General features: G+C 71.5%; 20 protein-coding genes. 13 read left to right on the forward strand and 7 right to left on the reverse strand.

Features of this window, described 5'->3' with window-relative positions:
* Nucleotides 1–250: 250 nt before the first annotated feature.
* Complete coding sequence (locus KWI83_RS01285) at nt 251–1,897, reverse strand: ABC-F family ATP-binding cassette domain-containing protein (protein ID WP_218512339.1); 1,647 nt, start codon at nt 1,895–1,897, stop codon at nt 251–253.
* A 329-nt stretch (nt 1,898–2,226) separates the two neighbouring features.
* A complete protein-coding gene (locus KWI83_RS01290) occupies nt 2,227–2,643 on the reverse strand; it encodes an SsgA family sporulation/cell division regulator (protein WP_218512340.1) in 417 nt (138 codons plus the stop codon).
* A 232-nt stretch (nt 2,644–2,875) separates the two neighbouring features.
* On the opposite strand from KWI83_RS01290, the gene KWI83_RS01295 reads away from it, so the two are divergent.
* From KWI83_RS01295 to mmpA, 3 genes are all read left to right on the forward strand, one after another.
* Entirely contained in the window at nt 2,876–3,199 is a 324-nt protein-coding gene (locus KWI83_RS01295) for a plasmid stabilization protein (protein WP_218512341.1), read from the forward strand.
* A 58-nt stretch (nt 3,200–3,257) separates the two neighbouring features.
* A complete protein-coding gene (locus KWI83_RS01300; protein ID WP_218512342.1) occupies nt 3,258–3,956 on the forward strand; it encodes an endonuclease V in 699 nt (232 codons plus the stop codon).
* A gap of 89 nt (nt 3,957–4,045) precedes the next feature.
* Nucleotides 4,046–4,192, forward strand: coding sequence for a morphogenic membrane protein MmpA (mmpA, locus tag KWI83_RS01305; RefSeq protein WP_218512745.1), 147 nt, complete (start codon nt 4,046–4,048; stop codon nt 4,190–4,192).
* A gap of 479 nt (nt 4,193–4,671) precedes the next feature.
* Here mmpA and KWI83_RS01310 read toward each other — a convergent pair whose 3' ends face one another.
* On the reverse strand, nt 4,672–5,862 hold the full coding sequence (locus KWI83_RS01310) for a trans-acting enoyl reductase family protein (RefSeq protein WP_218512343.1): 1,191 nt from the start codon (nt 5,860–5,862) through the stop codon (nt 4,672–4,674).
* Between the two features lie 91 nt (nt 5,863–5,953).
* On the opposite strand from KWI83_RS01310, the gene KWI83_RS01315 reads away from it, so the two are divergent.
* From KWI83_RS01315 to KWI83_RS01330, 4 genes are all read left to right on the forward strand, one after another.
* The gene (locus tag KWI83_RS01315) at nt 5,954–6,334 is read left to right on the forward strand and encodes an MmcQ/YjbR family DNA-binding protein (protein ID WP_218512344.1); all 381 of its coding nucleotides are present in this window, start codon (nt 5,954–5,956) and stop codon (nt 6,332–6,334) included.
* Nucleotides 6,335–6,483: 149 nt separating this feature from the next.
* Complete coding sequence (locus KWI83_RS01320; RefSeq protein WP_218512709.1) at nt 6,484–7,620, forward strand: CaiB/BaiF CoA-transferase family protein; 1,137 nt, start codon at nt 6,484–6,486, stop codon at nt 7,618–7,620.
* A 43-nt stretch (nt 7,621–7,663) separates the two neighbouring features.
* Nucleotides 7,664–8,878, forward strand: coding sequence for an acetyl-CoA C-acetyltransferase (locus KWI83_RS01325; RefSeq protein ID WP_218512345.1), 1,215 nt, complete (start codon nt 7,664–7,666; stop codon nt 8,876–8,878).
* Between the two features lie 33 nt (nt 8,879–8,911).
* Nucleotides 8,912–11,095: a 3-hydroxyacyl-CoA dehydrogenase NAD-binding domain-containing protein gene (locus KWI83_RS01330; protein ID WP_218512346.1), complete on the forward strand. Its 2,184-nt coding sequence runs from the start codon at nt 8,912–8,914 to the stop codon at nt 11,093–11,095.
* A gap of 6 nt (nt 11,096–11,101) precedes the next feature.
* Here KWI83_RS01330 and KWI83_RS01335 read toward each other — a convergent pair whose 3' ends face one another.
* Entirely contained in the window at nt 11,102–11,794 is a 693-nt protein-coding gene (locus KWI83_RS01335; protein WP_218512347.1) for a MerR family transcriptional regulator, read from the reverse strand.
* Between the two features lie 256 nt (nt 11,795–12,050).
* On the opposite strand from KWI83_RS01335, the gene KWI83_RS01340 reads away from it, so the two are divergent.
* The 3 genes from KWI83_RS01340 to KWI83_RS01350 are packed head-to-tail and all read left to right on the forward strand — an operon-like array spanning nt 12,051 to nt 14,953.
* A complete protein-coding gene (locus KWI83_RS01340; protein ID WP_218512348.1) occupies nt 12,051–13,517 on the forward strand; it encodes an amino acid permease in 1,467 nt (488 codons plus the stop codon).
* Nucleotides 13,518–13,559: 42 nt separating this feature from the next.
* Nucleotides 13,560–14,048, forward strand: a complete 489-nt coding sequence (locus KWI83_RS01345; protein ID WP_218512349.1) for a macro domain-containing protein — start codon at nt 13,560–13,562, stop codon at nt 14,046–14,048.
* Nucleotides 14,045–14,953 (forward strand): PfkB family carbohydrate kinase, encoded by a 909-nt coding sequence (locus KWI83_RS01350; protein ID WP_218512350.1) that lies wholly within the window; start codon nt 14,045–14,047, stop codon nt 14,951–14,953. The genes KWI83_RS01345 and KWI83_RS01350 overlap by 4 nt, the downstream gene beginning before the upstream one ends.
* A 38-nt stretch (nt 14,954–14,991) precedes the next feature.
* Here KWI83_RS01350 and KWI83_RS01355 read toward each other — a convergent pair whose 3' ends face one another.
* A complete protein-coding gene (locus KWI83_RS01355; protein WP_218512351.1) occupies nt 14,992–16,515 on the reverse strand; it encodes a M1 family metallopeptidase in 1,524 nt (507 codons plus the stop codon).
* Nucleotides 16,516–16,729: 214 nt separating this feature from the next.
* Here KWI83_RS01355 and KWI83_RS01360 point away from each other — a divergent pair, with 214 nt between their 5' ends.
* Nucleotides 16,730–18,709: a Xaa-Pro dipeptidyl-peptidase gene (locus KWI83_RS01360; RefSeq protein ID WP_218512352.1), complete on the forward strand. Its 1,980-nt coding sequence runs from the start codon at nt 16,730–16,732 to the stop codon at nt 18,707–18,709.
* Nucleotide 18,710: 1 nt separating this feature from the next.
* Here the strand turns inward: KWI83_RS01360 and KWI83_RS01365 are convergent, their stop codons facing one another.
* A complete protein-coding gene (locus KWI83_RS01365) occupies nt 18,711–19,676 on the reverse strand; it encodes an FAD-dependent oxidoreductase (RefSeq protein ID WP_218512353.1) in 966 nt (321 codons plus the stop codon).
* Nucleotides 19,677–19,742: 66 nt separating this feature from the next.
* On the opposite strand from KWI83_RS01365, the gene KWI83_RS01370 reads away from it, so the two are divergent.
* Nucleotides 19,743–20,762 (forward strand): oxidoreductase, encoded by a 1,020-nt coding sequence (locus tag KWI83_RS01370; protein ID WP_218512354.1) that lies wholly within the window; start codon nt 19,743–19,745, stop codon nt 20,760–20,762.
* A gap of 551 nt (nt 20,763–21,313) precedes the next feature.
* Complete coding sequence (locus tag KWI83_RS01375) at nt 21,314–22,954, forward strand: ABC-F family ATP-binding cassette domain-containing protein (protein WP_218512355.1); 1,641 nt, start codon at nt 21,314–21,316, stop codon at nt 22,952–22,954.
* Here KWI83_RS01375 and KWI83_RS01380 read toward each other — a convergent pair.
* On the reverse strand, nt 22,951–23,520 hold the full coding sequence (locus KWI83_RS01380) for a putative glycolipid-binding domain-containing protein (protein ID WP_218512356.1): 570 nt from the start codon (nt 23,518–23,520) through the stop codon (nt 22,951–22,953). The two genes, KWI83_RS01375 and KWI83_RS01380, sit on opposite strands and share 4 nt — an antisense overlap.
* Nucleotides 23,521–23,626: the final 106 nt, after the last annotated feature.

Raw genomic sequence — 23,626 nt, forward strand, 5'->3', positions numbered from 1 at the left:
ATCGGATGGGGCGTTCTTGCTGGTCGCTGATCCGGTTACCCGGGTGTGGCCGAAACCTGACGGGAGTCGGCCATATCATGCAGGGTCATTGTCGGAGACGACAGCCGCGTGAGCCCGCCCGGGGCGATCACTTCGCCGACCCCGTCGCCCTCCGCGAGTGCTTCCCCGTGCACGGCCCGTCCAAGCCCGGCACGTCACCCGGCGAGCCATTCGGACGACTTCCCCGATCCCGAAGCGCCGGTGAACACGGTCAGCTGCCTGGATGAACTCGCTCCCGCACCGGAAGCCAGGCGGGATACCCGACAGCTTCTGGCGTGGTTTCCCTGAGTGCTCCCTCCAGCAGCAGCCACCGCGTGATCCCGATCGACTCCAGGAACGGCAGGTCGTGGCTGGCCACGATCAGCGCCCCCTCGTACGACTCCAGGGCCGTGGTGAGCTGCCGCACGCTCGCCATGTCCAGGTTGTTCGTCGGCTCGTCCAGCATCAGCAGCTGCGGCGCCGGTTCCGCCAGCATCAGCGCGGCCAGTGTCGCCCGGAAGCGTTCGCCGCCGGACAGCGTGGCCGCCCGCTGGTCGGCCCGGGCGCCCCGGAACAGGAAGCGGGCCAGCCGCGCCCGGATCCGGTTGTTGGTGGCGCCCGGCGCGAACCGGGCCACGTTCTCCGCGACCGTCAGCTCGCCGTCGAGGACGTCGAGGCGCTGTGGCAGGAAGCGCAGCGGCACATGGGCCGTCGCCTCGCCCGCGACCGGCTGGAGCTCCCCGGCGATGGTGCGCAGCAGCGTCGTCTTGCCCGCACCGTTGCGTCCGACCAGCGCGATCCGCTCGGGACCGTGGAGGTCCAAACCGCCCTCGACACGGGCGCCGTACGCCAGCTCCAGGTCCCGTAGGGTGAGCACGGCGCGGCCCTGCGGTACGGCCGTGTGCGGCAGGTCGACGCGGATCTCGTCGTCCTCCCGTACCGCCTCCACCGCCTCGTCGAGCCGTTCCCTGGCCTCGGCGAGCTTCTCCTCGTGCATGATGCGGTGCTTGCCCGCCGAGACCTGGGCGGCACGCTTCCTGAGCTTCATCACGGCCCTGGGCTCGCGCTTGTTGTCGTACATCTTGTTGCCGTAGCGCACCCGCTTGGCCAACTTCGTGTGCGCTTCGACGAGTTCGCGCTTCTGCTTCTTCAGATCGGCCTCGGCCACCCGCACCATCCGCTCGGCGGCCTCCTGCTCGATCTCCAGTGCCTCCTCGTACGCCGAGAAGTTGCCGCCGTACCAGGTGATCTCGCCGGAGCGCAGATCGGCGATCTGGTCGACCAGTTCGAGCAGTTCCCGGTCGTGGCTGACCACCACCATGACCCCCGGCCAGGCCGCGACGGCCGCGTACAGCCGCCTGCGCGCGTACAGGTCGAGGTTGTTGGTGGGCTCGTCGAGCAGCAGGACGTCCGGCCGGCGCAGCAGCAGCGCGGCCAGCCGCAGCAGGACGGACTCGCCGCCGGAGACCTCGCCGATGGTGCGGTCCAGCTCGACATGGCCGAGGCCGAGCTCGCCGAGGATGGCCAGAGTGCGCTCCTCGACGTCCCAGTCGTCACCGACGGTCTCGAAGTGCTCCTCGGCCACGTCCCCGGCCTCGATGGCATGCAGGTCGGCGATGCCGAGGGCCTCGTCGACGCGCAGGGCGGTGTCCAGGGTGACGTTCTGCGGGAGATACCCCACCTCGCCCGCGACGCGGACGGCGCCGTCGGCCGGGGTGAGGTCGCCGGCGATCAGTTTCAGCAGGGTCGACTTCCCCGATCCGTTGACGCCGACGAGCCCGGTCCGGCCGGGGCCGAAGGAGGCGTCGAGGCCGTCGAACACAGGGGTGCCGTCGGGCCAGGCGAAGGAGAGGGACGTACAGGTGATCGAAGTATGCATACGGGCCTCGCGGTTGCTTGATGCGGTCAGGGGCAACGCGTGTCGAGACACCGACAAGGCGGCGACCACCGTGCGGGGCCGTGGGGCCCAGGGACGGGGGGGAGAACGAGAAGAGCCCTGCTCCGCAAGGACGGCTCGAACGCCGAGGTCGCACGCGGCGTGCACACCGGACGGGTGTGACGCGGTGTCTCAGGACCTCAGACGAGCAACGTCCTTCTCCAATCGGCGGCAACAGAACCGCTGTACACCGTACGAGGGGCGCCGGTGGCTGTCAACGGATTAACGGGCGTCCGCGTCCAGGGCTCACCGGCACGTCGGAAGCGAGCGGGTCAGCAGGCGTCCCGCATCAGCTCGGCCAGGTCGTGGTCCAGGTCGAGGTGGGCGTGCTCCAGGCCCTCGGGCACCAGCACGCGCGTCGCCTGCAGGAACTGCCTCAGCTCACCCGAGCGGACATGCACGACGGCGGTGCCCTCGGGGGCGTGGAACTCCAGCACGGTGCGGTCGTAGCCGTACGGCCGCACGCGCACGTCGCCGTGGCCCTCGGGACCGTGCAGACCCGCCGCCAGCAGCTCCCGGGAGAAGGTCCAGCAGACCTCCTCGCCCTCCAGGGTGGCCTGAGCCGGGAACGTCATACGGATCGCGAACGGATCGGTCAGGTCGTAGCTCAGCGTCGCGGGGATGCTCGGCATCCGTGGCGCGGCGGCGACGAGGCGCGCCTCGACTGGCTGCTCGATGACGGTGGACATCGCCTTGCTCCCTTGTGGCGGCCGGACGGACTTCCGGTGATGAGGCCGGGCACTGGGTGAGACGACGGAATCGGCGCATCCGTGCACACGCCCGCGGGGTGACCTCCGTCACCAAGTTCTCCGCCTCGGGCAGGGCCGCGTCGCCCGTCTGGAGAGCTGGCCGCGCCCGGATTGCCGTATTCACCCACGATGGGGGTACTCGTTCGCCCAATGTGAGAGGAAGTGAGCGGACATGCCAAGTGGTTCGAGCCCCAAACGAGAACGGCAGTATGAGCACATCAAGAAGAGTGCTCAGGAGCGGGGCGAGAGCACGGGTCGCGCCAAGGAGATCGCGGCGCGCACGGTGAACAAGGAACGCGCCCGGTCCGGCGAGTCCAGGACCGCGAGCCGTACGTCCACCCAGGACATGTCGTCCGGCAAGCGCGGCGGCCAGCGGTCCGGCAAGGGATCCCAGGGCCCCACCTACGACCAGTTGTACGAAGAGGCCAAGCGGCGCAACATCCACGGCCGTTCGGACATGAACAAGCAGCAGCTGCAGCGAGCACTCGGTAAGTGAACCGATCCCGGGCGGCCCGTCCGGACGGGCCGCCCGGCCGCGTACCCTCGTCATCACCATGACGACGACGACCGTACGCATCCCCGAAGGCTGGCCCACCACCGAGGAACAGGCCCGCGCGGTCCAGGACGAGTTGCGCCGGAGGGTGGTGCTGGACGAGCCGGGGCCGCCGCCCGGCACGGGCCACGTCACCGGGGTCGACGTCGCCTACGACGACGAGCGGGACGTGGTCGCCGCCGCGGCCGTCGTGCTGGACGCGGCCACCCTCGACGTCGTCGCCGAGGCCACCGCCGTCGGGCGGATCTCCTTCCCGTACGTGCCCGGCCTGCTCGCCTTCCGCGAGATCCCCACCGTCCTGGCCGCCCTCGACGCCCTGCCCAGCCCGCCCGGCCTGGTGGTCTGCGACGGCTACGGCCTCGCCCACCCGCGCCGCTTCGGTCTCGCCAGCCACCTCGGCGTGCTCACCGGCCTGCCCACGATCGGCGTCGCCAAGAACCCGTTCACCTTCACCCACGCCGACCCGGCCCCCGCGCGCGGGTCGTCGTCCCCGCTGCTGGCGGGCGACGAGGAGGTCGGCCGCGCCCTGCGCACACAGGAAGGGATCAAGCCGGTCTATGTGTCCGTCGGGCACCGCGTCGACCTGGACACGGCCTGCGCCCATGTACTGCGCCTCAGCCCGCGCTACCGCCTGCCGGAGTCGACCCGCCACGCCGACGTTCTGTGCCGCCGCGCCCTGCGGGAGGCCACCACCGGCTGAGTCGAGGGATACCGCCGGGACCTTCTGAGTACGCGGATGAGTACGCGTACGGATGCCGGTGCCCCGCCATGATCGGCAGGCTGGGCCGCATGACGACGCACCGTGCCCCCAAGCCCCTCGCCCACCCGAGCCGTCCCGTCGAGCGTGCCGTGACGCTGGCGCTGGCCTTGGCCGTGCTGGCCGGTCTGGGCTGGATCGGCGGGATGATCTACACGTTGACGGAGTGGGCGATGTAACGCGGCTGGGGCTACTGGCTCGCCGCCGCGTTGGTGTGGGGGGATCGGGGTTTTGCGGGTGCCTTGCCTTGTCAGTGTGGCGGGATCGGTTTCCGGGTTGCCTGTCGGGTCGGTGTGGTGGGGTCGAGGGCCTTCCGGCTGGCGGTCACGTCGGTGTACCCGGCTCCGACTCCGGCTCGCCGCCGCGTCGGTGTGGCGGATCGGGGATTGCCGGGTCGCCCGCCTGTCGATGTGACCGGACCACTGGCTGGCGGTCACGTCGGTGTACCCGGCTCCGGGACTTCCGGCTCGCGGTCACGTCGATGTAGTCAGCCCGGGAAACACCCGCTCTCCGCCATGATGCTGTAGCAGCCCCCGGAATTACCGGCTCTCCGCCGCGACGCTGTAGCAGCCCCCGGAATTACCGGCTCTCCGCCGCGACGCTGTAGCAGCCCCCGGAATTACCGGCTCTCCGCCACGATGCTGCAGCAGCCCCGCAGCTACCGGCTCGCCGCCACCCGGAACGTGATCCCCGCCGCGCGCAGTCGCTCCAGCAGCGCGTCGCCCATCGCCACCGCCGTGGTGACCTGCCCGGCGGTCGGCGGGAGGTCGTCGCAGGCCAGGGACAGTGCCCCCTCGGCGAACATCTTCGCCGTCTCGCCGTACCCGGGGTCGCCGCCCGCGACCTCGGTGAACACCTTCCGGCCGCCGCCCTCGCCCACGAAGCGCACGGAGAACCAGCTCTTCGCCCGCTTCTCGGCGCTCGGCCCCTCCCCGGGCTTGAGCCGGTCGGACAACCAGCGCCGGACGGGCGGCAGTTGGGCGGCCGCCACGACCGCGCCGAGCGCCGCGACCCCGCCCACCGCGGCCGGCAGCCGCCGTACGGCCGCGTAGTGCCGGTACCGGAAGTCGGGACCGTACCGCTGAAGCGCCCTCGCCGACCGGCGCACGATCTGCGGGTCGATGGTCGGCAGCGGCAGCGCCCAGGCGCGCACCTCGGGGACGAACCGCGGTGCCCCGTTCGGCGTCGTCGCCCGCCGCCCCACCAGCCGCGGCTCGTGCCGGTGCCGTTCCCGCGCGGCGGCCGCCAGCTGCCGGGGCCGCGCGAACTGGTTCAGCGCGGAGGCGAACGTCCCGCCCGAGAAGGCCGCGTCGGCGGTCACGAACCCGTCCACCGTCAGCGGCACGCCCTCCGGGAGCTGCTGGACGGTGTAGTACACGCCCAGGTCGTGCGGCACCGAATCGAACCCGCAGGCGTGCACCAGCCGCGCACCGGTCTCCCGCGCGCGGGCGTCATGCCGGACATACATCAGGTCGACGAACTCGGGCTCACCCGACAGGTCGAGACAGTCCGTGCCGAGGTCCGCGCAGGCGGCCACGAGTTCCTCGCCGTACGTCACATAGGGGCCGACCGTCGTCGCCACCACGCCCGCGTGCTCGGCGAGCCGGCGCAGTGAGGCCGGTTCGGTCACGTCGGCCCGCAGCACCCCGATCTCCGCACCCCCCGGCGACTGCTCCCGCAGCCGTTCACGCAGTCGCGCCAGCTCCAGCTCGCTGCGGCCCGCGACGGCCCAGCGCAGCTCCTTCGGGGCGTGCGCCGCGAGGTACTCGGCCGTGAGCGTCCCGACGAAGCCCGTGGCTCCGAAGAGCACGATGTCGTACGGACGGTCGGTCCTCTTCGGCTTGCTCATGACACCCCTCGCTCCCGCAGCCCGCGCCGCTGTCGGTGGCTGAGGCTAGCGTGAGCAGTGCTGAGCCCGACGACGAGCCCGGAGGTGGACGGTGGCCGTGCCCAGGAACGCCCTGAAGAAGTGGGAGAAAGTGCGCGAGTTCGCGCTCGGGCTGCCCGGCGCCGTCGAGGAGTTCCCCTGGGGCGAGTCCGTCGCCAAGGTCAACAAGAAGGTGTTCGTGTTCCTCGGCGTCGACGACGGCAGCTACCCGCTGGGCATCACCGTCAAGCTCAAGGACGACACCACCCACGCCCACGCGCTGACCGCCCCCGGTGCCGAGCCTGCCGCTTACGGCCTGGGCAGGTCCGGCTGGGTGAGCATCCCGATGGAACCGAAGGACGCCCCGGCGGCGGAACTCCTGTGCGACTGGGTGGAGGAGAGCTACCGCGGCATCGCGCCCAAGCGCCTGATAGCGGAGCTGGACGGACGCTGACGCCGCACCGGCGTGGTGGTGCGGCCGACCGCCTGGCACCCTGGATTGTCTAAGCGCTTGCTCGTTCAGGCCTTGTGCCCACTGAAACACGTTCCTACCATCATTGGTGTTACACCAGTTGTGTCACAGCGACAGGGGGCTGGATGACCATGGCGAAGACGCCGCCACCGCACGGGGGCCCGCTCACCGGCGTCCGCGTGGTCGAGCTGGCCGGTATCGGCCCCGGCCCGTTCGCCGCCATGCTCCTCGCCGACCTGGGCGCCGACGTCGTCCGCGTGGACCGCCCCGGCGGCACCGGCCTCGCGACCGACCCCGAGTACGACATCACCAACCGCAACAAGCGCTCGGTGATCGTCGACCTGAAGTCCCCGGACGGCCCCGCCCGCGTCCTGGACCTCGCGGCCCGCGCCGACATCCTGATCGAGGGCTACCGCCCCGGCGTCGCCGAACGCCTCGGCGTCGGCCCCGACGCCTGCCACGCCCGCAACCCGGCGCTCGTCTACGGCCGGATGACCGGCTGGGGCCAGGAGGGCCCGCTCGCCGACCGCGCGGGCCACGACATCGCCTACATCGCGCTGACCGGCACCCTCGGCGTGATCGGCCGCCCCGACGAGGCCCCGGCCGTCCCCGCCAACCTGGTCGGCGACTATGCGGGCGGCTCCCTGTACCTCGTCGTCGGCGTCCTCGCCGCCCTGCACCACGCCCGTGCCACCGGCACCGGCCAGGTCGTCGACGCCGCCATCGTCGACGGCGCCACCCACCTCGCCGCGATGATCCACGGCATGCTCGCCGCCGGCGGCTGGCAGGACCGGCGCGGCGCCAACCTCCTCGACGGCGGCTGCCCGTTCTACGGCACCTACGAGACGGCCGACGGCCGGTACATGGCGGTGGGCGCCCTGGAGCAGCAGTTCTACGACGAGTTCGTCACGCTGCTCGGCATCGCCGACCAGGCCCCGGCCCGCAAGGACATCACCCGCTGGGGCGAACTGCGCGAGATGGTCGCCGCCCGCTTCAAGACCCGTACGAGGGACGAGTGGACGGCCGTCTTCGAGGGCAGCGACGCCTGCGTGGCGCCCGTGCTGTCGCTGCGCGAGGCCCCGCACCACCCGCACCTCGCCGCACGCGGCACCTTCACCCACCACGGCGGCATCACCCAGCCCGCCCCCGCACCCCGCTTCTCCGCCACCCCGACCGCTGTCCGGACCGGCCCGGCACAACCCGGCGCCGACACCGCGGACGTGGCCCGCGACTGGGACGTACCCGGCCTGACGGAGGCGAGCCCATGACGTCCCCAGCCCCCTCGAACGCCCCTCACCGAAAGGCCCTCCAGTGACGACCGAAGCGTACGTGTACGACGCGATCCGCACCCCGCGCGGGCGGGGCAAGGCCAACGGCGCCCTGCACGGCACCAAGCCCATCGACCTGGTCGTCGGGCTCATCCACGAGCTCCGCGCCCGGTTCCCGAGCCTCGACCCCGCCGCCATCGACGACATCGTGCTCGGTGTCGTCGGCCCCGTGGGCGACCAGGGCTCCGACATCGCCCGGATCGCCGCCGTCGCCGCCGGACTGCCGGACACGGTGGCGGGCGTGCAGGAGAACCGCTTCTGTGCGTCCGGCCTGGAGGCCGTCAACATGGCCGCGATGAAGGTCCGTTCGGGCTGGGAGGACCTCGTCCTCGCGGGCGGTGTCGAGTCGATGTCCCGGGTGCCGATGGCCTCGGACGGCGGCGCCTGGTTCAACGACCCGATGACCAACCTCGCGGTCAACTTCGTCCCGCAGGGCATCGGCGCCGACCTGATCGCCACCATCGAGGGCTTCTCCCGCCGTGACGTCGACGAGTACGCGGCGCTGTCGCAGGAGCGGGCGGCGACGGCCTGGAAGGAGGGCCGCTTCGAGCGCTCGGTCGTGCCGGTGAAGGACCGCAACGGCCTGGTGGTCCTCGACCACGACGAGCACCTGCGCCCCGGCACATCCGCCGACTCGCTCGCCAAGCTGAAGCCGTCGTTCGCGGACATCGGCGACCTCGGTGGCTTCGACGCCGTGGCGCTGCAGAAGTACCACTGGGTGGAGAAGATCGACCACGTGCACCACGCGGGGAACTCCTCCGGCATCGTGGACGGCGCCGCCCTCGTCGCGATCGGCTCCAAGGAGGCCGGTGAGCGGCACGGCCTCACCCCGCGCGCGCGGATCGTCTCCGTCGCGGTCTCCGGCTCCGAGCCCACCATCATGCTCACCGGCCCCGCCCCCGCCACCCGCAAGGCGCTCGCCAGGGCCGGGCTCACCATCGACGACATCGACCTCGTGGAGATCAACGAGGCGTTCGCGGCGGTCGTCCTGCGCTTCGTGAAGGACATGGGCCTGTCCCTGGACAAGGTCAACGTCAACGGCGGCGCCATCGCCCTCGGCCACCCCCTCGGCGCCACCGGCGCGATGATCCTCGGCACCCTCGTCGACGAACTGGAGCGCCAGGACAAGCGGTTCGGCCTCGCCACGCTGTGCGTCGGCGGCGGCATGGGCATCGCCACCATCGTCGAGCGCGTCTGACCGGCCCGTCCCAGATCCCGATACGGAGAAGCAATGACCGAGAGCACCACCATCCGCTGGGAGCAGGACGAGACCGGCGTCGTCACCCTCGTCCTGGACGACCCGGGCCAGTCCGCGAACACCATGAACCAGGCGTTCCGGGACTCCCTCGCCGCGATCACCGACCGGCTGGAGGCCGAGAAGGACTCCCTCCGCGGCATCATCTTCACCTCCGCCAAGAAGACCTTCTTCGCCGGAGGCGACCTGCGCGACCTGATCCGGGTCACCCCCGAGACCGCCCAGGAGCTGTTCGACGGCGGACTGGCGATCAAGCGCAACCTGCGCCGCATCGAGACCCTGGGCAAGCCGGTCGTCGCCGCGATCAACGGCGCGGCCCTGGGCGGCGGCTACGAGATCGCCCTGGCCTGCCACCACCGCGTCGCCCTCGACGCCCCCGGCTCCAAGATCGGCTGCCCCGAGGTCACCCTCGGCCTGCTGCCCGGAGGCGGCGGCGTGGTCCGCACGGTCCGCCTGCTGGGCATTGCCGACGCCCTCCTCAAGGTGCTCCTCCAGGGCACCCAGTACAGCCCGCGGCGCGCCCTGGAGAACGGTTTGGTCCACGAGGTGGCCGACACCCCGGAGGAGATGCTCGCCAAGGCCCGCGCCTTCATCGACGCGAACCCGGAGTCGCAGCAGCCCTGGGACCGGCCGGGCTACAAGATCCCCGGCGGCACTCCCGCCAGCCCGAAGTTCGCGGCCAACCTGCCCGCCTTCCCCGCCAACCTGCGCAAGCAGACGAACGGCGCCCCCTACCCGGCCCCGCGCAACATCCTCGCGGCCGCCGTCGAGGGCTCCCAGGTCGACTTCGAGACCGCCCAGGTCATCGAGGCCCGCTACTTCGTGGAGCTGGCGGCAGGCCAGACCTCGAAGAACATGATCCAGGCGTTCTTCTTCGACCTCCAGGCCGTCAACTCCGGCGCCAACCGCCCCAAGGGCATCGAGCCCCGCCAGGTCCGCCGGGTCGCCGTCCTGGGCGCCGGGATGATGGGCGCCGGCATCGCCTACTCGTGCGCGCGTGCGGGCATCGAGGTCGTCCTGAAGGACGTGTCCTTGGAGGCCGCAGTCAAGGGCAAGGCCTACTCCGAGAAGCTGTGCGCCAAGGCCGTGGCCAAGGGCCGTACGACGCAGGAGAAGGCCGACGCGCTGCTGGCCCGCATCACGCCCACGGCCGAGGTCCAGGATCTCGCGGGCTGCGACGCGGTGATCGAGGCCGTCTTCGAGGACACGGCGCTCAAGCACAAGGTGTTCCAGGAGGTCGAGCAGGTCGTCGCGCCGGACGCGCTGCTGTGCTCCAACACCTCCACGCTCCCCATCACCGCCCTCGCCGAGGGCGTGCAGCGCCAGGCCGACTTCATCGGCCTGCACTTCTTCTCGCCGGTCGACAAGATGCCGCTGGTCGAGATCATCAAGGGCGAGCGGACCGGCGACGAGGCCCTCGCCCGGGCCTTCGACCTGGTCCGGCAGATCAACAAGACGCCGATCGTCGTCAACGACTCGCGCGGCTTCTTCACCTCTCGGGTGATCGGCCACTTCATCAACGAGGGCGTGGCGATGGTCGGCGAGGGCATCGAGCCCGCGTCCGTGGAGCAGGCGGCGGCCCAGGCGGGCTACCCGGCCAAGGTGCTGTCCCTGATGGACGAGCTGACGCTCACCCTCCCGCGCAAGATCCGGAACGAGACCAGGCGGGCCGTCGTGGAGGCGGGCGGCACCTGGACCCCGCACCCGGCGGAGGCCGTCATCGACCGCATGGTCGACGAGTTCGGCCGCACCGGCCGCAGCGGCGGCGCGGGCTTCTACGACTACGGGGACGACGGCAAGCGGACCGGGCTGTGGCCGGGACTGCGCGAGCACTTCACGCGCGCGGGCGCCGAGATCCCCTTCCGGGACATGCAGGAGCGCATGCTCTTCTCCGAGGCGCTCGACACGGTCCGCCTGCTGGAGGAGGGCGTGCTGACGTCGGTCGCCGACGCCAACATCGGCTCCATCCTCGGCATCGGCTTCCCAGGCTGGACCGGGGGCGTACTGCAGTACATCAACGGCTACGAGGGCGGCCTGCCCGGCTTCGTCTCCCGCGCGCGGGAACTCGCCGAGCGCTACGGGGACCGCTTCACCCCACCGGCACTGCTGGTGGAGAAGGCGGAGAAGGGGGAGCGGTTCAGCGACTCACCCCGTTCCTGACAGGCTCTAGGTGAGCCATTCGCCCAGCTCCTCCTTCAACGACCGCTGGAAGGTCGTCAGGAGCGCCTGCACCACCAAGGGGTGCATGCGTGCGGAGAGGGACTTCGCGTCCCGCGTCCCGCGCTCCGACACCTCGCCGCGGAAGAGCTGGGCGAGCTCGTGAGCCGCGGCGCGTGAGTGTTCGATGAGGACCTTGCGCGCCGCCAGGATCGCCTCCTGGGAGAGCGGCACGTCCAGCAGCCGGACGCCGAGCCGCAGCAGACCGAGGTCGACGTCGTACGCGTCGTTGCTCCCGGGCCGGATCACGTCCATCGCGGCCAGCCGCTCGACGTCCCCGTCGGTCAGGGGCTGCCCCGCCCGCCGTTCCAGCTCCGCGCGCGTCACCGTCTCCACCATGTCCGGCGCCCAGGAGGCCACCACCGCCCGGTGGATCGCCAGGTCGTGCGCGCTGAGATCCGGCGCCAGCTGCCGCAGATAGCGCTCGATGGCCGCCAGTGTCATGCCCTGCCGCTGCAACTCCTCGATGAGTTCCAGCCGCGCCAGATGCTGCCGCCCGTAGTGCCCGACGCGCCGGGGACCGATCACCGGAGGGGGCAGCAGACCCTTGGTGCCGTAGAAGCGGACCGTGCGCACCGTGACACCGGCCCGGGCGGCCAGCTCGTCGATCGTGAGGGTCGGCTCCTCGGCGTCGGTCGTCATGTGCAGCAGTATCGCTGTCTCACCGGTGCTGTGAAACCTCGTACGCCGTCTGTGATGAACCGAAGGTGATTGTGGGGTGGCCATGCGATGACTGTGTGAGAAGCAACGCTCTGTGACATGGGCCACCGTCTGGGGGTCGATTCGTGTGGGAAAGTGCTGCCTTGGTCTGTGCCACGTCACGAGCGGGGTGCGGACCGAGTCACGTACGGACACCCGAGCGCACGACGCTCGGGCGCACCAGAGAGTGGTACCACCCGTGAGCAAGGACGCCGTGGACACGGCCAAGGTCACCGCCGGGAACGGGGCGACCACGACGCCCGCGGACGCGGGCGACGCCGGCTACAGCAAGGACCTCAAGGCCCGCCACGTCAACATGATCGCCATCGGCGGCGCCATCGGCACCGGCCTCTTCCTGGGCGCCGGTGGCCGCCTGCACAACGCGGGCCCGGCGCTCGCGCTGGCCTACCTCGTCTGTGGCGTCTTCGCCTTCTTCGTCGTCCGGGCCCTGGGCGAGCTGGTCCTGTACCGGCCGTCGTCCGGTTCCTTCGTGTCGTACGCGCGCGAGTTCCTCGGCGAGAAGGGCGCGTACGTCGCCGGCTGGATGTACTTCCTGAACTGGTCGACGACCGGTATCGCCGACATCACCGCGATCGCGCTCTACACGCACTACTGGAGCATGTTCACCGACATCCCGCAGTGGGTGCTGGCCTTGATCGCGTTGGCCGTCGTGCTGGCGGTGAACCTGGTCTCGGTGAAGATCTTCGGCGAGATGGAGTTCTGGTTCGCGATCATCAAGGTCGCCACGCTGGTCGGCTTCATGTTCGTCGGCATCTTCCTGCTGGCCACCCAGCACGAGGTGGGCGGCCAGACCCCCGGCCTGAACGTGATCACGGACAACGGCGGCGTCTTCCCGCACGGCCTGATGCCCGTCGTCCTCGTCATGCAGGGCGTGATCTTCGCGTACGCCGCCCTGGAGCTGGTCGGTGTCGCCGCGGGCGAGACCGCCGAGCCGCAGAAGGTCGTCCCGCGCGCGGTGAACTCGATCATGTGGCGCGTGGGCCTGTTCTACGTGGGCTCGGTCGTCCTCCTGGCCCTGCTGCTGCCCGGCTCGGTCTACTCGGCCGACGAGAGCCCCTTCGTCACGGTCCTGTCGAGGATCGGCGTCCCGGCGGCCGGAGACGTGATGAACCTGGTCGTCCTGACCGCGGCGATGTCGTCCCTCAACTCCGGCCTGTACTCGACGGGCCGTATCCTGCGCTCCATGGCGATGGCGGGCTCGGCCCCGAAGTTCACCGCCCGGATGAACCGCAGCCAGGTGCCCTACGGCGGCATCCTGCTGACCTGCGCGGTGTGCGTGCTCGGCGTCGGCCTGAACTTCCTCATGCCGGCCCAGGCCTTCGAGATCGTGCTGAACGTCGCCTCGCTCGGCATCATCAGCACCTGGGTGATCATCATGGTCTGCCACCTGATCTTCGTCCACCGCGCCAAGGCGGGCCTGGTGGAGCGGCCGCACTTCCGCCTGCCCGGCAGCCCGGTCACGGAGATCGCCACGATCGCCTTCCTGCTGGCCTGCCTCGGCATGATGTGGAACGACCCCGAGATCGGCCGCAAGACCCTGCTGCTCATCCCGCTGATCGCCGTCGCCCTCGTCGCGGGCTGGTTCGGCATCCGCCGCCGGGTCTCCCAGACGGTGGACCAGGAGCTGACGAAGCTCACGAAGTAGCAGGTCAGGGCCACTGTCAGTGGCATCGCCTACGGTGGCGTCATGTCGGAGATCAGGTATGTCCGGGGTGACGCCACCGTGCCGTCGGTGAAGGGCGTCAAGCTGATCGCCCATGTCTGCAACGACATCGGCGGCTGGGGCAGGGGCTTCGTCCTGGCCATGTCGCGCCGCTGGCCGGAGCCCGAGGCCGCGTACCGCGCCTGGCACCGCGACCGCGCCTCGAACGACTTCGGGCTGGGCGCGGTCCAGTTCGTCCAGGTCGAGCCGTATGTGTGGGTGGCCAACATGATCGGCCAGCGCGGCATCCGCACGGGCAGCAAGGGGGTCCCCGTGCGCTACGACGCGATCGACACTGCCCTCGGCCGCCTCGCCGACAAGGCGGCCGAACTGCACGCCTCCGTCCACATGCCCCGGATAGGGTGCGGCCTGGCCGGTGGGACATGGTCCCGGGTGGAGCCTCTCATCGCCGAGCGGCTGGCGCGGCGGGGCATCGCCGTGACGGTCTACGACCACGGGGAGGGCGGCAGTTGAGCACCGACACGGACGTCCTCGTGCTGGGCGGGGCGGGCGTGGACACCATCGTGTACGTGCCGGAGCTTCCGCTTCCGTACGCCGACAGTTACATGATCGAGGACGGCATCCGCACCCGCGCGGGCCAGACCGGGGACTTCGTCGCCCTCGGCCTGAGCTCGCTGGGCCTGCGCACGCACCACCTCGACCTGCTCGGCGACGACCCCGAGGGCGAACTGGTTCGCGCCCTGCACCGCGAGAAGGGCATCGCCCTCACCGCGATCCCGCAGCCCGCCGGCACCAAGCGTGCGGTCAACCTCGTCGCCCCCGACGGCCGACGCCTCTCCCTGTACGACACGAGTCGCTCGCACGCCGACGACCGGCTGCCCGAGGCAACGGTCCGGGCACTGGCCGAGTCGAGCCGCCACGTCCACGTCTCCATCACCCACCCCTGCGCCCACGCCCTGCCCGCACTCCGCGAGACCGGCGTGCCCCTCTCCACCGACCTGCACGACTGGGACGGCGAGACCCCCTATCACGAGCCCTTCGCCCTCGCCGCGGACATCGTCTTCCTCTCCGCCGCCCGCCTCACCGACCCGGAGCGCACCCTGCGCCGCATCGCCGAACGCGGCCGTGCGCAGCTGGTCGTCGCCACGGCCGGTGCCGAAGGGGCGTACCTCCTCACCGATGGCGACCTGATCCGTATCCCAGCGGTCCCGCCCCTCGCCCCCGTGGTGGACTCCAACGGCGCGGGCGACGCCTTCGCCGCGGCCTTCCTCTTCGGCCACCTGGGCGGCGAACCACCGCGAAGATGCGCCCTGTACGGCGCGGTGGCCGGCGCCCATGCGTGCACGGTCCCGTCCACCGAGACGGCCGCGACAGGCCGGGACGACCTCCTTGAACGCGCCGCCGAGGTGGACCACTGAAATGCAGTGAGGGCAGCCGCCCTCCCACTTGTTCCGCCCTACTCGGCGTGCCCGTGCTCATGGTCATGCACACCATTGGTCGCCGCGATCTTCTTCCACGACTTCGGCTGCTCCGGCGCCCCCTGAGTCCCCAGCGCCCGGGCCGAGATCGAGGCCTCCCGCGCCGCCGCCGCCCCCGGCTTCGACGGCTGGAACAGCCAGGTGTCGAACAGTGCGGTCAGCCGCTTGCCGGACAGGCGCTCCGCGTACTTCTGGAAGTCGGCGACCGAGGCGTTGCCATGGGCGTACGTCCGCGGCCAGCCCTTGAGGACGGCGAAGAAGTCCTCGTCGCCGATCGCGTTGCGCAGCGCCTGCAGGGCCAGCGCGCCCCGGTCGTACACGGCCAGATGGAACTGGTTCTCCGGCCCCGGGTCCCCGGGGCGGACCGCCCAGAACGGATCGTCCGCCGGACGCGACGCGTACACGTAGTCCGCGATCTCCTGCGCCGTCCCCTCGCCCTCGTGCTCGGACCACAGCCACTGCGCGTACCGGGCGAAGCCCTCGTTGACCCAGATGTCCTTCCAGTGGGACACCGACACCAGGTCGCCGTACCACTGGTGGGCCAGCTCGTGCACGACCACGGACGTGTTCGACCCGTTCGCGAACTGCCGAGGGCTGTAGAACGGCCGGGTCTGCGTCTCCAGCGCGTACCCGGTGGTGGTGTTCGGCACGTATCCGCCGAGGGCGTTGTAGGGATACGGCCCGAAGTAGCCGGTCAGCCAGTCGGCGATCTCACCGGTCCGCTCGATGCTGGCCCGGGCCGCACCGGCGTTGTCGCCCAGGTCCTTGCTGTAGGCGTTGATGACCGGAATGCCGCTGTCCGTCGTCGCGGTCGTGACGTCGAACTTGCCGACCGCGAGCGTGGCGAGGTAGGTGGCCTGCGGCTTGCTGGACCGCCAGCTGTAGCGGGTCCACCCCGCCCGCGAACTCGTCGACTGCAGCGTGCCGTTGGAGATGGCCTGCGTGCCGTCCGGCACCTGCACCGAGATGTCGTACGTGGCCTTGTCCAGCGGGTGGTCGTTGCTCGGGAACCACCACCACGCCGACTCGGGCTCACCGGCCGCGACCCCGCCGTCCGGAGTCCGCAGCCAGCTGGTGAAGCCGTACGCCTGCTTCGACGAAGGCACCCCGACGTAGCGCACCACCACGGTGACGGACGTCCCCTTGGCCAACGGTTTGCGCGGCGTGATCTCCAGTTCGTGCTCGCCCGAGGTCGCGAACCTCGCCTTCGCGCCGTTGACCCGTACCTCCCGCACATTCAGCAGGAAGTCCAGGTTGAACCGGGACAGATCCTGCGTGGTCCGGGCCAGCAGGGTCGCCGTGCCCTCCAGCCGGTCGTTCGCGGGCCGGTACTTCAGCCTCAGGTCGTAGTGGGAGACGTCGTATCCGCCGTTGCCGTACGCCGGGTAGTAGGGGTCGCCGATGCCCGGAGCGCCGGGGGAGTGGCTCGCGGCCGAGGCTGGGATCGCCAGCAGAAGGGAGGCCGCGGCGAGTGCGCCCGGCGTGGTGAGTCTGCGGTGCACTGAAGCTCCAAGTCGTAGGGGCGGGAGGACCGTGCCGGGCCCATTCACGCCCAGGCGTAACTGCCCTGTCCACAACAACCGCTGTCACGAGATCGCCATTCGGCCGACATACACCCGGACGCCCCAACGTCGCTTTCCAGCCATCAGCACAGAATGTGAGGGTCCCTCAGTCGACCCCTTCTGCACAGGAGTTGCGGACGGTACCGTCCGGCGCATGCCGAAACGCATGCGCTTCACGACCTGGAGACCGCTCGCGACGGCGGCCACCGCCGCCCTGACGGCCACCCTGCTCACCCCCGCCACGGCGCACACCGCGCCCCGCACGAGCCAACCCGTCCACTCGTACGACAACGCCGTCCGCGAGGCCGTCTGGGTGGACACCGGCCTCGACGGCGACGGCGACGGCAGGACCGACCGCGTCGCCGTCGACATCGTCCGCCCGCGCGAACCCGCCCAGCAGGGCCGCAAGGTGCCCGTCATCATGGAGGCCAGCCCGTACTACTCGTGCTGCGGCCGGGGCAACGAGAGCCAGCGCAAGACGTACGACGCCCAGGGCGATGTCGTCCAGATGCCGCTCTACTACGACAACTACTTCGTGCCGCGCGGCTACGCCTTCGTCGCCGTCGACCTCGCCGGCACCAGCCGCTCCGACGGCTGTGTCGACGTCGGCGGCCGCTCAGACGTCCAGTCCGCGAAGGCCGTCGTCGACTGGCTGAACGGCCGCGGCCAGGCCTACACCACCCGCACCGGCACGACCCGGGCCAAGGCCGCCACCTGGACCAACGGCAGAACAGGGATGATCGGCAAGAGCTGGGACGGCACCATCGCCAACGGCGTCGCCGCCACCGGCGTCGAGGGCCTGGAGACCATCGTGCCGATCGGCGCCATCTCCTCCTGGTACGACTACTACTTCGCCAAGGGCGCCCCGCTGTACGACTCCGGCCCCGACTGGCTGTCGAACTACGTCAACAGCCCCGACGCCCGCGCCAAGTGCGCCGCCGTCCAGCAGCGACTCGTCGACGGCGCCCCGCGCACCGGCGACTGGACGCCGCTGTGGACCGAGCGCGACCACGTCAGGGCCGCGAGCCGGGTCAGGGCGAGCGTCTTCCTGGTCCACGGCATGCAGGACCTCAACGTGCGTATGCAGCATGTCGGCCCGTGGTGGGACGCCCTCGCCAGGAACGGCGTCGAACGCAAGATCTGGCTCTCCCAGACCGGCCACGTCGACCCGTTCGACTTCCGCCGTGCCACCTGGGTCGAGACCCTGCACCGCTGGTTCGACCACGAACTCCTCGGCTATGACAACGGCGTCGACCGCGAGCCCATGGCCGACATCGAACGCCACCCCGACCAGTGGGTCACCTCGAAGGTCTGGCCGCCACGCGGCACCGACACCGTCCACCTGAACCCCGCCAAGGGCGACCAGCCCGGCGTCGGCACCCTCGGCCTGCGCCCCGGCAAGGGCACCGAGACCTTCACCGACGACCCGCGGCACAGCGAGACCGACTGGGCCTCGCAGATCGACCACACCACCCCCGACAAGGCAGGTTTCGTCACCCGCCCCCTCACCCGCGACCTGCGCCTGTCCGGCTCCTCCGAGGTCACCGTCACCGCGACCCCCACCACCCCCACGGCCCACCTCTCGGCCGTCCTCGTGGACCTCGGCCCCGCCACCATCCGCGACTACGCCGACGCCGCCGAGGGCATCACCACCCTCCCCGACCGCACCTGCTGGGGCCCGTCCACCACCGGCGACAGCGCCTGCTACAAGGAGACCCGGGCCAGGACGGCCGACGTGGGCCACACCATCGTCAGCCGCGGCTGGGCCGACCTCGGCCACCACGCCTCCGACCTGACGGGCCGCCCGCTCACCCCGGGCAAGCGGTACACCATCACCCTCGACCTGGCCGCGACCGACCACGTCGTCCCGGCGGGACACCGGCTGGCCCTGATCGTCGCGGGCACCGACAAGGACCTCATCGACCCTCCGGCCGACACCCCGACGCTCACCCTGGACCTGTCCCGCACCTCCGCCCGCGTCCCGCTCGTCGGCGGCACGGCGGCGTTCGCCCGAGCCACGGCAGGCAGCGCAGGCACCGGGACGGCCGGGACCCCGGCGCCGTACGAAACGCTCGAAGGGGTCGACGCCCCGCGCTCCGCCGAGCGCGTGCCCGGCCCCCGCACCACCGACTGACTCACCCGGAGGCGGCCGGATCGCACAGCCCGGCCGCCTCCTCCGCACACCCCCACGCCACGGTCACGCCCGCGCCCCCGTGACCGTAGTTGTGCACCAGCACCCGCCCGTCCGGCAGCGGTTCGCGCTCCAGCCGCACCGCGTCCCGCACCGGCCGCAGCCCCACCCGGTGGTCCAGCACCCGCGCGTCGGCGATCTCCGGCCGCAGCGCCGCGCACCGCCGTACGATCGCCTCGGCCACCGCCGGATCCGGCTCCCGCGACCAGACGTCCTCCTCCGAGGTGCCGCCCAGCACCAGCCGCCCCGGATGCGGGAAGACATACGCCATCTCGCCGGAGGCGTCCTTGGAGACGACCCAGGTGCGGATCCCGGGGTTCTCCACCACGACCAACTGCCCGCGCACAGGGCGTACGGACGCGTCCGGCACCAGCTCCCGCGCTCCCAACCCCGTGCAGTTGACCACCACCGGCGCGTCCGCCTCCGCGAGCGCCGACACCGTGCGCTCCTCCATCACGCCGCCTGCGGCCGCCAACCGCTCCCGCAGCCACGGCAGATGAGTCGACATGTCGACCAGCGGCAGCCGTGCCCACAGCCCCACGGGCCCGGTGTACTCCTCGGGCGTCGCCGCCCGCAGCCCCGTCAGCGGGCCCGCCGCCCAGGAGCGCGTCTCGTCCAGGTCCGTTTCGCCCATGACCCCTTCGACCAGGCGTACGCCGGTCACCTCGGGTCGTTCGGCCAGCTTCTCGTAGACGTCCAGCGAGCGCAGCGCCCACCTGCGCGCCGCCTCGGGCGGCTCGATGTGGTACGGCCACCACAGCGCGCCCGCAACCGCCGAGGTGGTCCGCTCGACGGGGTCCCGCGTCCACACCCGTACCCGCCGCCCACGCTCGGCCAGCACCACCGCCGTGGTCAGCCCGATGACACCCCCGCCGACGACGATCACATCGTCCTTCGTGTCCTTGTCCATGCCGGGACGGTAGCGGAATGTGTCATGCCGCGATCAGAGCGCCGTAACGGTGGGGATACTCTCCGTATGTCTGCCGCGTACGCGACCTTCGGCCTGGCACCGGCGATGCGGGCCGGTGGAGTTCTCGCAGACGGTGGCTACCAGGTGCACCGGGACTTCGTGGACTTCATCGTCGACGGGCGCCCGCTGCTGTTCCAGCTCTCGGACCTGGACGCCGTCTCCCCGCTCGCCTCCGACGTCCCGCCCGCCATCTTCACCGCGCAGGTGCGCAGCCTGTTACTGGAGGCCGAGGCGCCGCTGTCCGGCGGGCGGTACGTCATCTACGGCTGCCCCGAGTGCGCGGACCTCGCGTGCGGCGCGGTCACCGCGGTGATCGAGCGGGCCGACGACGACTACGTGTGGCGGGACTTCGCCTGGCAGACCGGCGAACGGGTCGACCTGGAGCTGAACGGCTACCAGGGCATCGGTCCGTTCCGCTTCCACGGCGACGAGTACCGCACGGCGCTGAACTCCCTCCTGGACGCCGAGGGCCCCGGCCGCCGCCGCGTCCTGCTGGTCGGCGCCCGCGTCGCCCTGCTCGCCAGGCTCGCCGCCGCCCTGCGCACCATCGGCATCGGCGCCGACATCACCCGCGACGCCGACCGAGTCCCCGCCGACGAACTGCGCGGCTACGGCGCCGTCGCCTTCGGCCGCGGGGTCGGTGAGGCGGAGCGCGCGGCCGTACGCCGGGCCTTCGAACGCGCCGGGGTGGAGGTGGCGTACGTCGACGGACTCGCCCCGATCGTCCCGTTGCTCGTCGCCCAGATCGAACACGCCCTCGACCGCAGCCCGGTGGAGCAGCGCCGCCTCACCCGCCTGGTCACCGCCGACGGCGAGGCGGGCGTCGAGGTCACCTCGACCTGCCGGGTACAGCTCACCGCGTACCGCCTCGACCGCCTCTCCCGCACCCACACCCACGAGCTCTTCGACGGCCTCCTGGAACCGGGCCACCACCGCATCCCCCTGGATGCGAGGGCCGTGAAGGGGAACGTGTACGTGGTGGCCAGGACGGCGGGGAGTGTCCTGGTGGAGGCAACGAGACGGTGAGAACCGGGCCCTGCGGCCAGGTCGGCCGGTGGGGCGCCGGTCCGGTTGTCGTGTGGGGTGGTGGGGGCTTCTGGGGGTGGCGGGCGCTGGTGGTGGTGATGACGCGTTGAAGGCCGTCCGGTCGTCGTGTGGTGGCGGGGACGTCTGGGGGTGGCGGTGGTGTGGTGGAGCCCGGACCGATCGTCGTGTGGGGTGGGGGCTTCTGGGGTGGCGGTGGGGTGTGGTGACTGCCGGTCCGGTCGTCGTGTGCGGGGGCGTCTGGTGGTGGTGGTGACGCGGCGAAGGCGGACGATCGTCGTTTGGGTGGTGGCGGTGGAGTGTGGTGACCGCGGGTCCGGTCGTCAGGTGCGGGGGCGTCTGGTGGTAGTGACGAAGCGATGAAGGCGGGCCGGTCGTCGTATGGGGCGGCGGGGCCCCTGGTGGGGGCGTTGGCGCGGTGAAGGCCGATCCGATTGCCATCCCCGCTGGCCGCAAGCGTGCTGGTAGGGACGGTGACGCCATGAACACCGGCGCGACCGCCGGGCCCGGCGGCCACTAGGATCGGCGGTCTGATGACTGCCACCCTCGTCGCCAAGAACCTCGCCGCCGGTCACGGCGACCGCGCGCTCTTCACCGGCCTCGACCTGGTCGTCGCCCCCGGCGACGTGATCGGGCTGGTCGGTGCCAACGGCGCCGGGAAGTCCACGCTGCTGCGGATGCTCGCCGGGCTCACCGCTCCCGAGCAGGGCGAGCTGCGCCTGTCCCCGCCCACCGCCACCGTCGGGCATCTGCCGCAGGAGCCCGAGCGGCGGCCGGGCGAGACGGTACGGGAGTTCCTGGCCCGCCGCACCGGCGTCGCCGAGGCCCAGCGGGCCATGGACGAGGCCACCCAGGCCCTGGTCGACGGGGCACCCGGCGCTGACGACGCGTACGCCACCAGCCTGGAGCGCTGGCTCGGCCTCGGCGGCGCCGACCTCGACGAACGCGCCGAGGAGGTCGCCGACTCGCTGGGCCTCGCCGTCGGCCTCGACCAGCCCATGACGTCCCTCTCCGGCGGCCAGGCGGCCCGCGCGGGCCTCGCCTCCCTCCTGCTCTCCCGCTACGACGTCTTCCTGCTCGACGAGCCCACCAACGACCTCGACCTCGACGGCCTGGAGCGCCTCGAACGCTTCGTCGGCGGCCTGCGCGCCGGCACGGTCGTCGTCAGCCACGACCGCGAGTTCCTCACCCGCACGGTCACCAAGGTCCTCGAACTCGACCTCACCCAGCAGCAGATCAACCTCTACGGCGGCGGCTACGCGGCCTACCTGGAGGAACGCGAGGTGGCCCGGCGCCACGCGCGCGATGAGTACGAGGAGTACGCCGACAAGAGGGCCGCCCTGAAGGACCGGGCGCAGATGCAGCGTGCCTGGATGGACAAGGGCGTGAAGAACGCCCGGCGCAAGGCGGGCAACGACAATGACAAGATCGGCCGCAAGTTCCGCAGCGAGGCCAGCGAGAAACAGGCCGCGAAGGCCCGGCAGACCCAGCGCATGATCGAACGGCTGGAGGTGGTCGACGAGCCGCGCAAGGAGTGGGAGCTGCGCATGGAGATCGCCTCGGCGCCCCGCTCCGGCGCGGTCGTGGCGACCCTGCGCGACGCCGAGGTCCGGCGCGGCGACTTCGTGCTCGGCCCGGTGTCCCTCCAGATCGACTGGGCGGACCGGGTCGCGGTCACCGGCGCGAACGGCGCGGGCAAGTCGACCCTGCTCGGCGCCCTGCTCGGCCGCGTCCCGCTCGACGCGGGCCACTCCGCCCTCGGCTCCGGCGTGCTGGTCGGTGAGGTGGACCAGGCCCGCAAGCTGTTCCACGGTCCTGAGACCCTGCTCGACGCGTTCTGCGCGGCGGTGCCCGACACCGAACCGGTCGAGGTACGCACGCTCCTGGCCAAGTTCGGTCTGAAGTCGGACCACGTGCTGCGCCCGGCGGCCACCCTCTCCCCGGGCGAGCGCACCCGCGCCGCCCTCGCCCTCCTCCAGGGCCGGGGCATCAACCTGCTGGTCCTCGACGAACCGACCAACCACCTCGACCTGCCCGCCATCGAGCAACTGGAGTCGGCCCTCGACGCCTACACCGGCACCCTGCTCCTGGTCACCCACGACCGCCGCATGCTGGACGCGGTCCGCGTCACCCGCCGGCTGGAGGTCGCCGACGGCAAGGTGACCGAGCGCTAACGAGGCGTCAGCCGCGTCGCCAGCTGCGGGTAGTCGACGACGAGGCCGTCCGCGTCGATGTCCAGCTCGCTGCGGAAGTCGCCCGAGGCGAAGCGCACCCGCCCGCCGCCGTCCGTGCGGGCGAGATGCGTGTAGGTCTGGACCGAGGGCCGTACGGCCAGCTCGGGCACCGACACCCAGGCCATCAGGAACTCCCGCTCACCGGCGCTCCGGTGCAGATCGTGCCGGAGCACGGGCATGGTGTTGGTCAGGGGACACAGCCCCAGATCGCAGTCGAGCGCCCCGTGCACCTGCGGCACCGGCTCCCCGTCGGCCATCCACTCACCCCGCCCGTCGTGCCGCAGATCGAGCGTCCGCGTCAGCTCCGCGGTCTCGGCGGTCACCCGGAGCCGCCGCGTCACGTAACCGTCGCCGGTTTCGAGTTCGTACGACACCCAGTACGGCTCCGGATCCGTCCCCACCGCCCGCCCCCGCGCCCGCAGGGTCTCCCCGTCGAACGCGGCCCAGGCGGTCTCGTACCCATGGCTCGCCATGACGTCCCAGGTCACTGCACGCGAAGTGGTCATTTCGCCACCCTACGGCGGGACGGGCGCCGGGCGTCTCGCCATGACACGGGCGCCCCACGGCACCCACCGGGCCCGGACCCCCGCAGCCTCGCGGAAGCCCGGGCCC

Source organism: Streptomyces sp. TRM70350 (assembly GCF_019219825.1).
In the GTDB taxonomy this organism is placed as follows: domain Bacteria; phylum Actinomycetota; class Actinomycetes; order Streptomycetales; family Streptomycetaceae; genus Streptomyces.

Coding starts and splice junctions, on each gene's coding strand:
- KWI83_RS01285 (WP_218512339.1), bottom strand. CDS start 1,897: ATGCATACTTCGATCACCTGTACGTCCCTCTCCTTCGCCTGGCCCGAC.
- KWI83_RS01290 (WP_218512340.1), bottom strand. CDS start 2,643: ATGTCCACCGTCATCGAGCAGCCAGTCGAGGCGCGCCTCGTCGCCGCC.
- KWI83_RS01295 (WP_218512341.1), top strand. CDS start 2,876: ATGCCAAGTGGTTCGAGCCCCAAACGAGAACGGCAGTATGAGCACATC.
- KWI83_RS01300 (WP_218512342.1), top strand. CDS start 3,258: ATGACGACGACGACCGTACGCATCCCCGAAGGCTGGCCCACCACCGAG.
- mmpA (WP_218512745.1), top strand. CDS start 4,046: ATGACGACGCACCGTGCCCCCAAGCCCCTCGCCCACCCGAGCCGTCCC.
- KWI83_RS01310 (WP_218512343.1), bottom strand. CDS start 5,862: ATGAGCAAGCCGAAGAGGACCGACCGTCCGTACGACATCGTGCTCTTC.
- KWI83_RS01320 (WP_218512709.1), top strand. CDS start 6,484: ATGGCGAAGACGCCGCCACCGCACGGGGGCCCGCTCACCGGCGTCCGC.
- KWI83_RS01330 (WP_218512346.1), top strand. CDS start 8,912: ATGACCGAGAGCACCACCATCCGCTGGGAGCAGGACGAGACCGGCGTC.
- KWI83_RS01335 (WP_218512347.1), bottom strand. CDS start 11,794: ATGACGACCGACGCCGAGGAGCCGACCCTCACGATCGACGAGCTGGCC.
- KWI83_RS01345 (WP_218512349.1), top strand. CDS start 13,560: ATGTCGGAGATCAGGTATGTCCGGGGTGACGCCACCGTGCCGTCGGTG.
- KWI83_RS01360 (WP_218512352.1), top strand. CDS start 16,730: ATGCCGAAACGCATGCGCTTCACGACCTGGAGACCGCTCGCGACGGCG.
- KWI83_RS01365 (WP_218512353.1), bottom strand. CDS start 19,676: ATGGACAAGGACACGAAGGACGATGTGATCGTCGTCGGCGGGGGTGTC.
- KWI83_RS01370 (WP_218512354.1), top strand. CDS start 19,743: ATGTCTGCCGCGTACGCGACCTTCGGCCTGGCACCGGCGATGCGGGCC.
- KWI83_RS01375 (WP_218512355.1), top strand. CDS start 21,314: ATGACTGCCACCCTCGTCGCCAAGAACCTCGCCGCCGGTCACGGCGAC.
- KWI83_RS01380 (WP_218512356.1), bottom strand. CDS start 23,520: ATGACCACTTCGCGTGCAGTGACCTGGGACGTCATGGCGAGCCATGGG.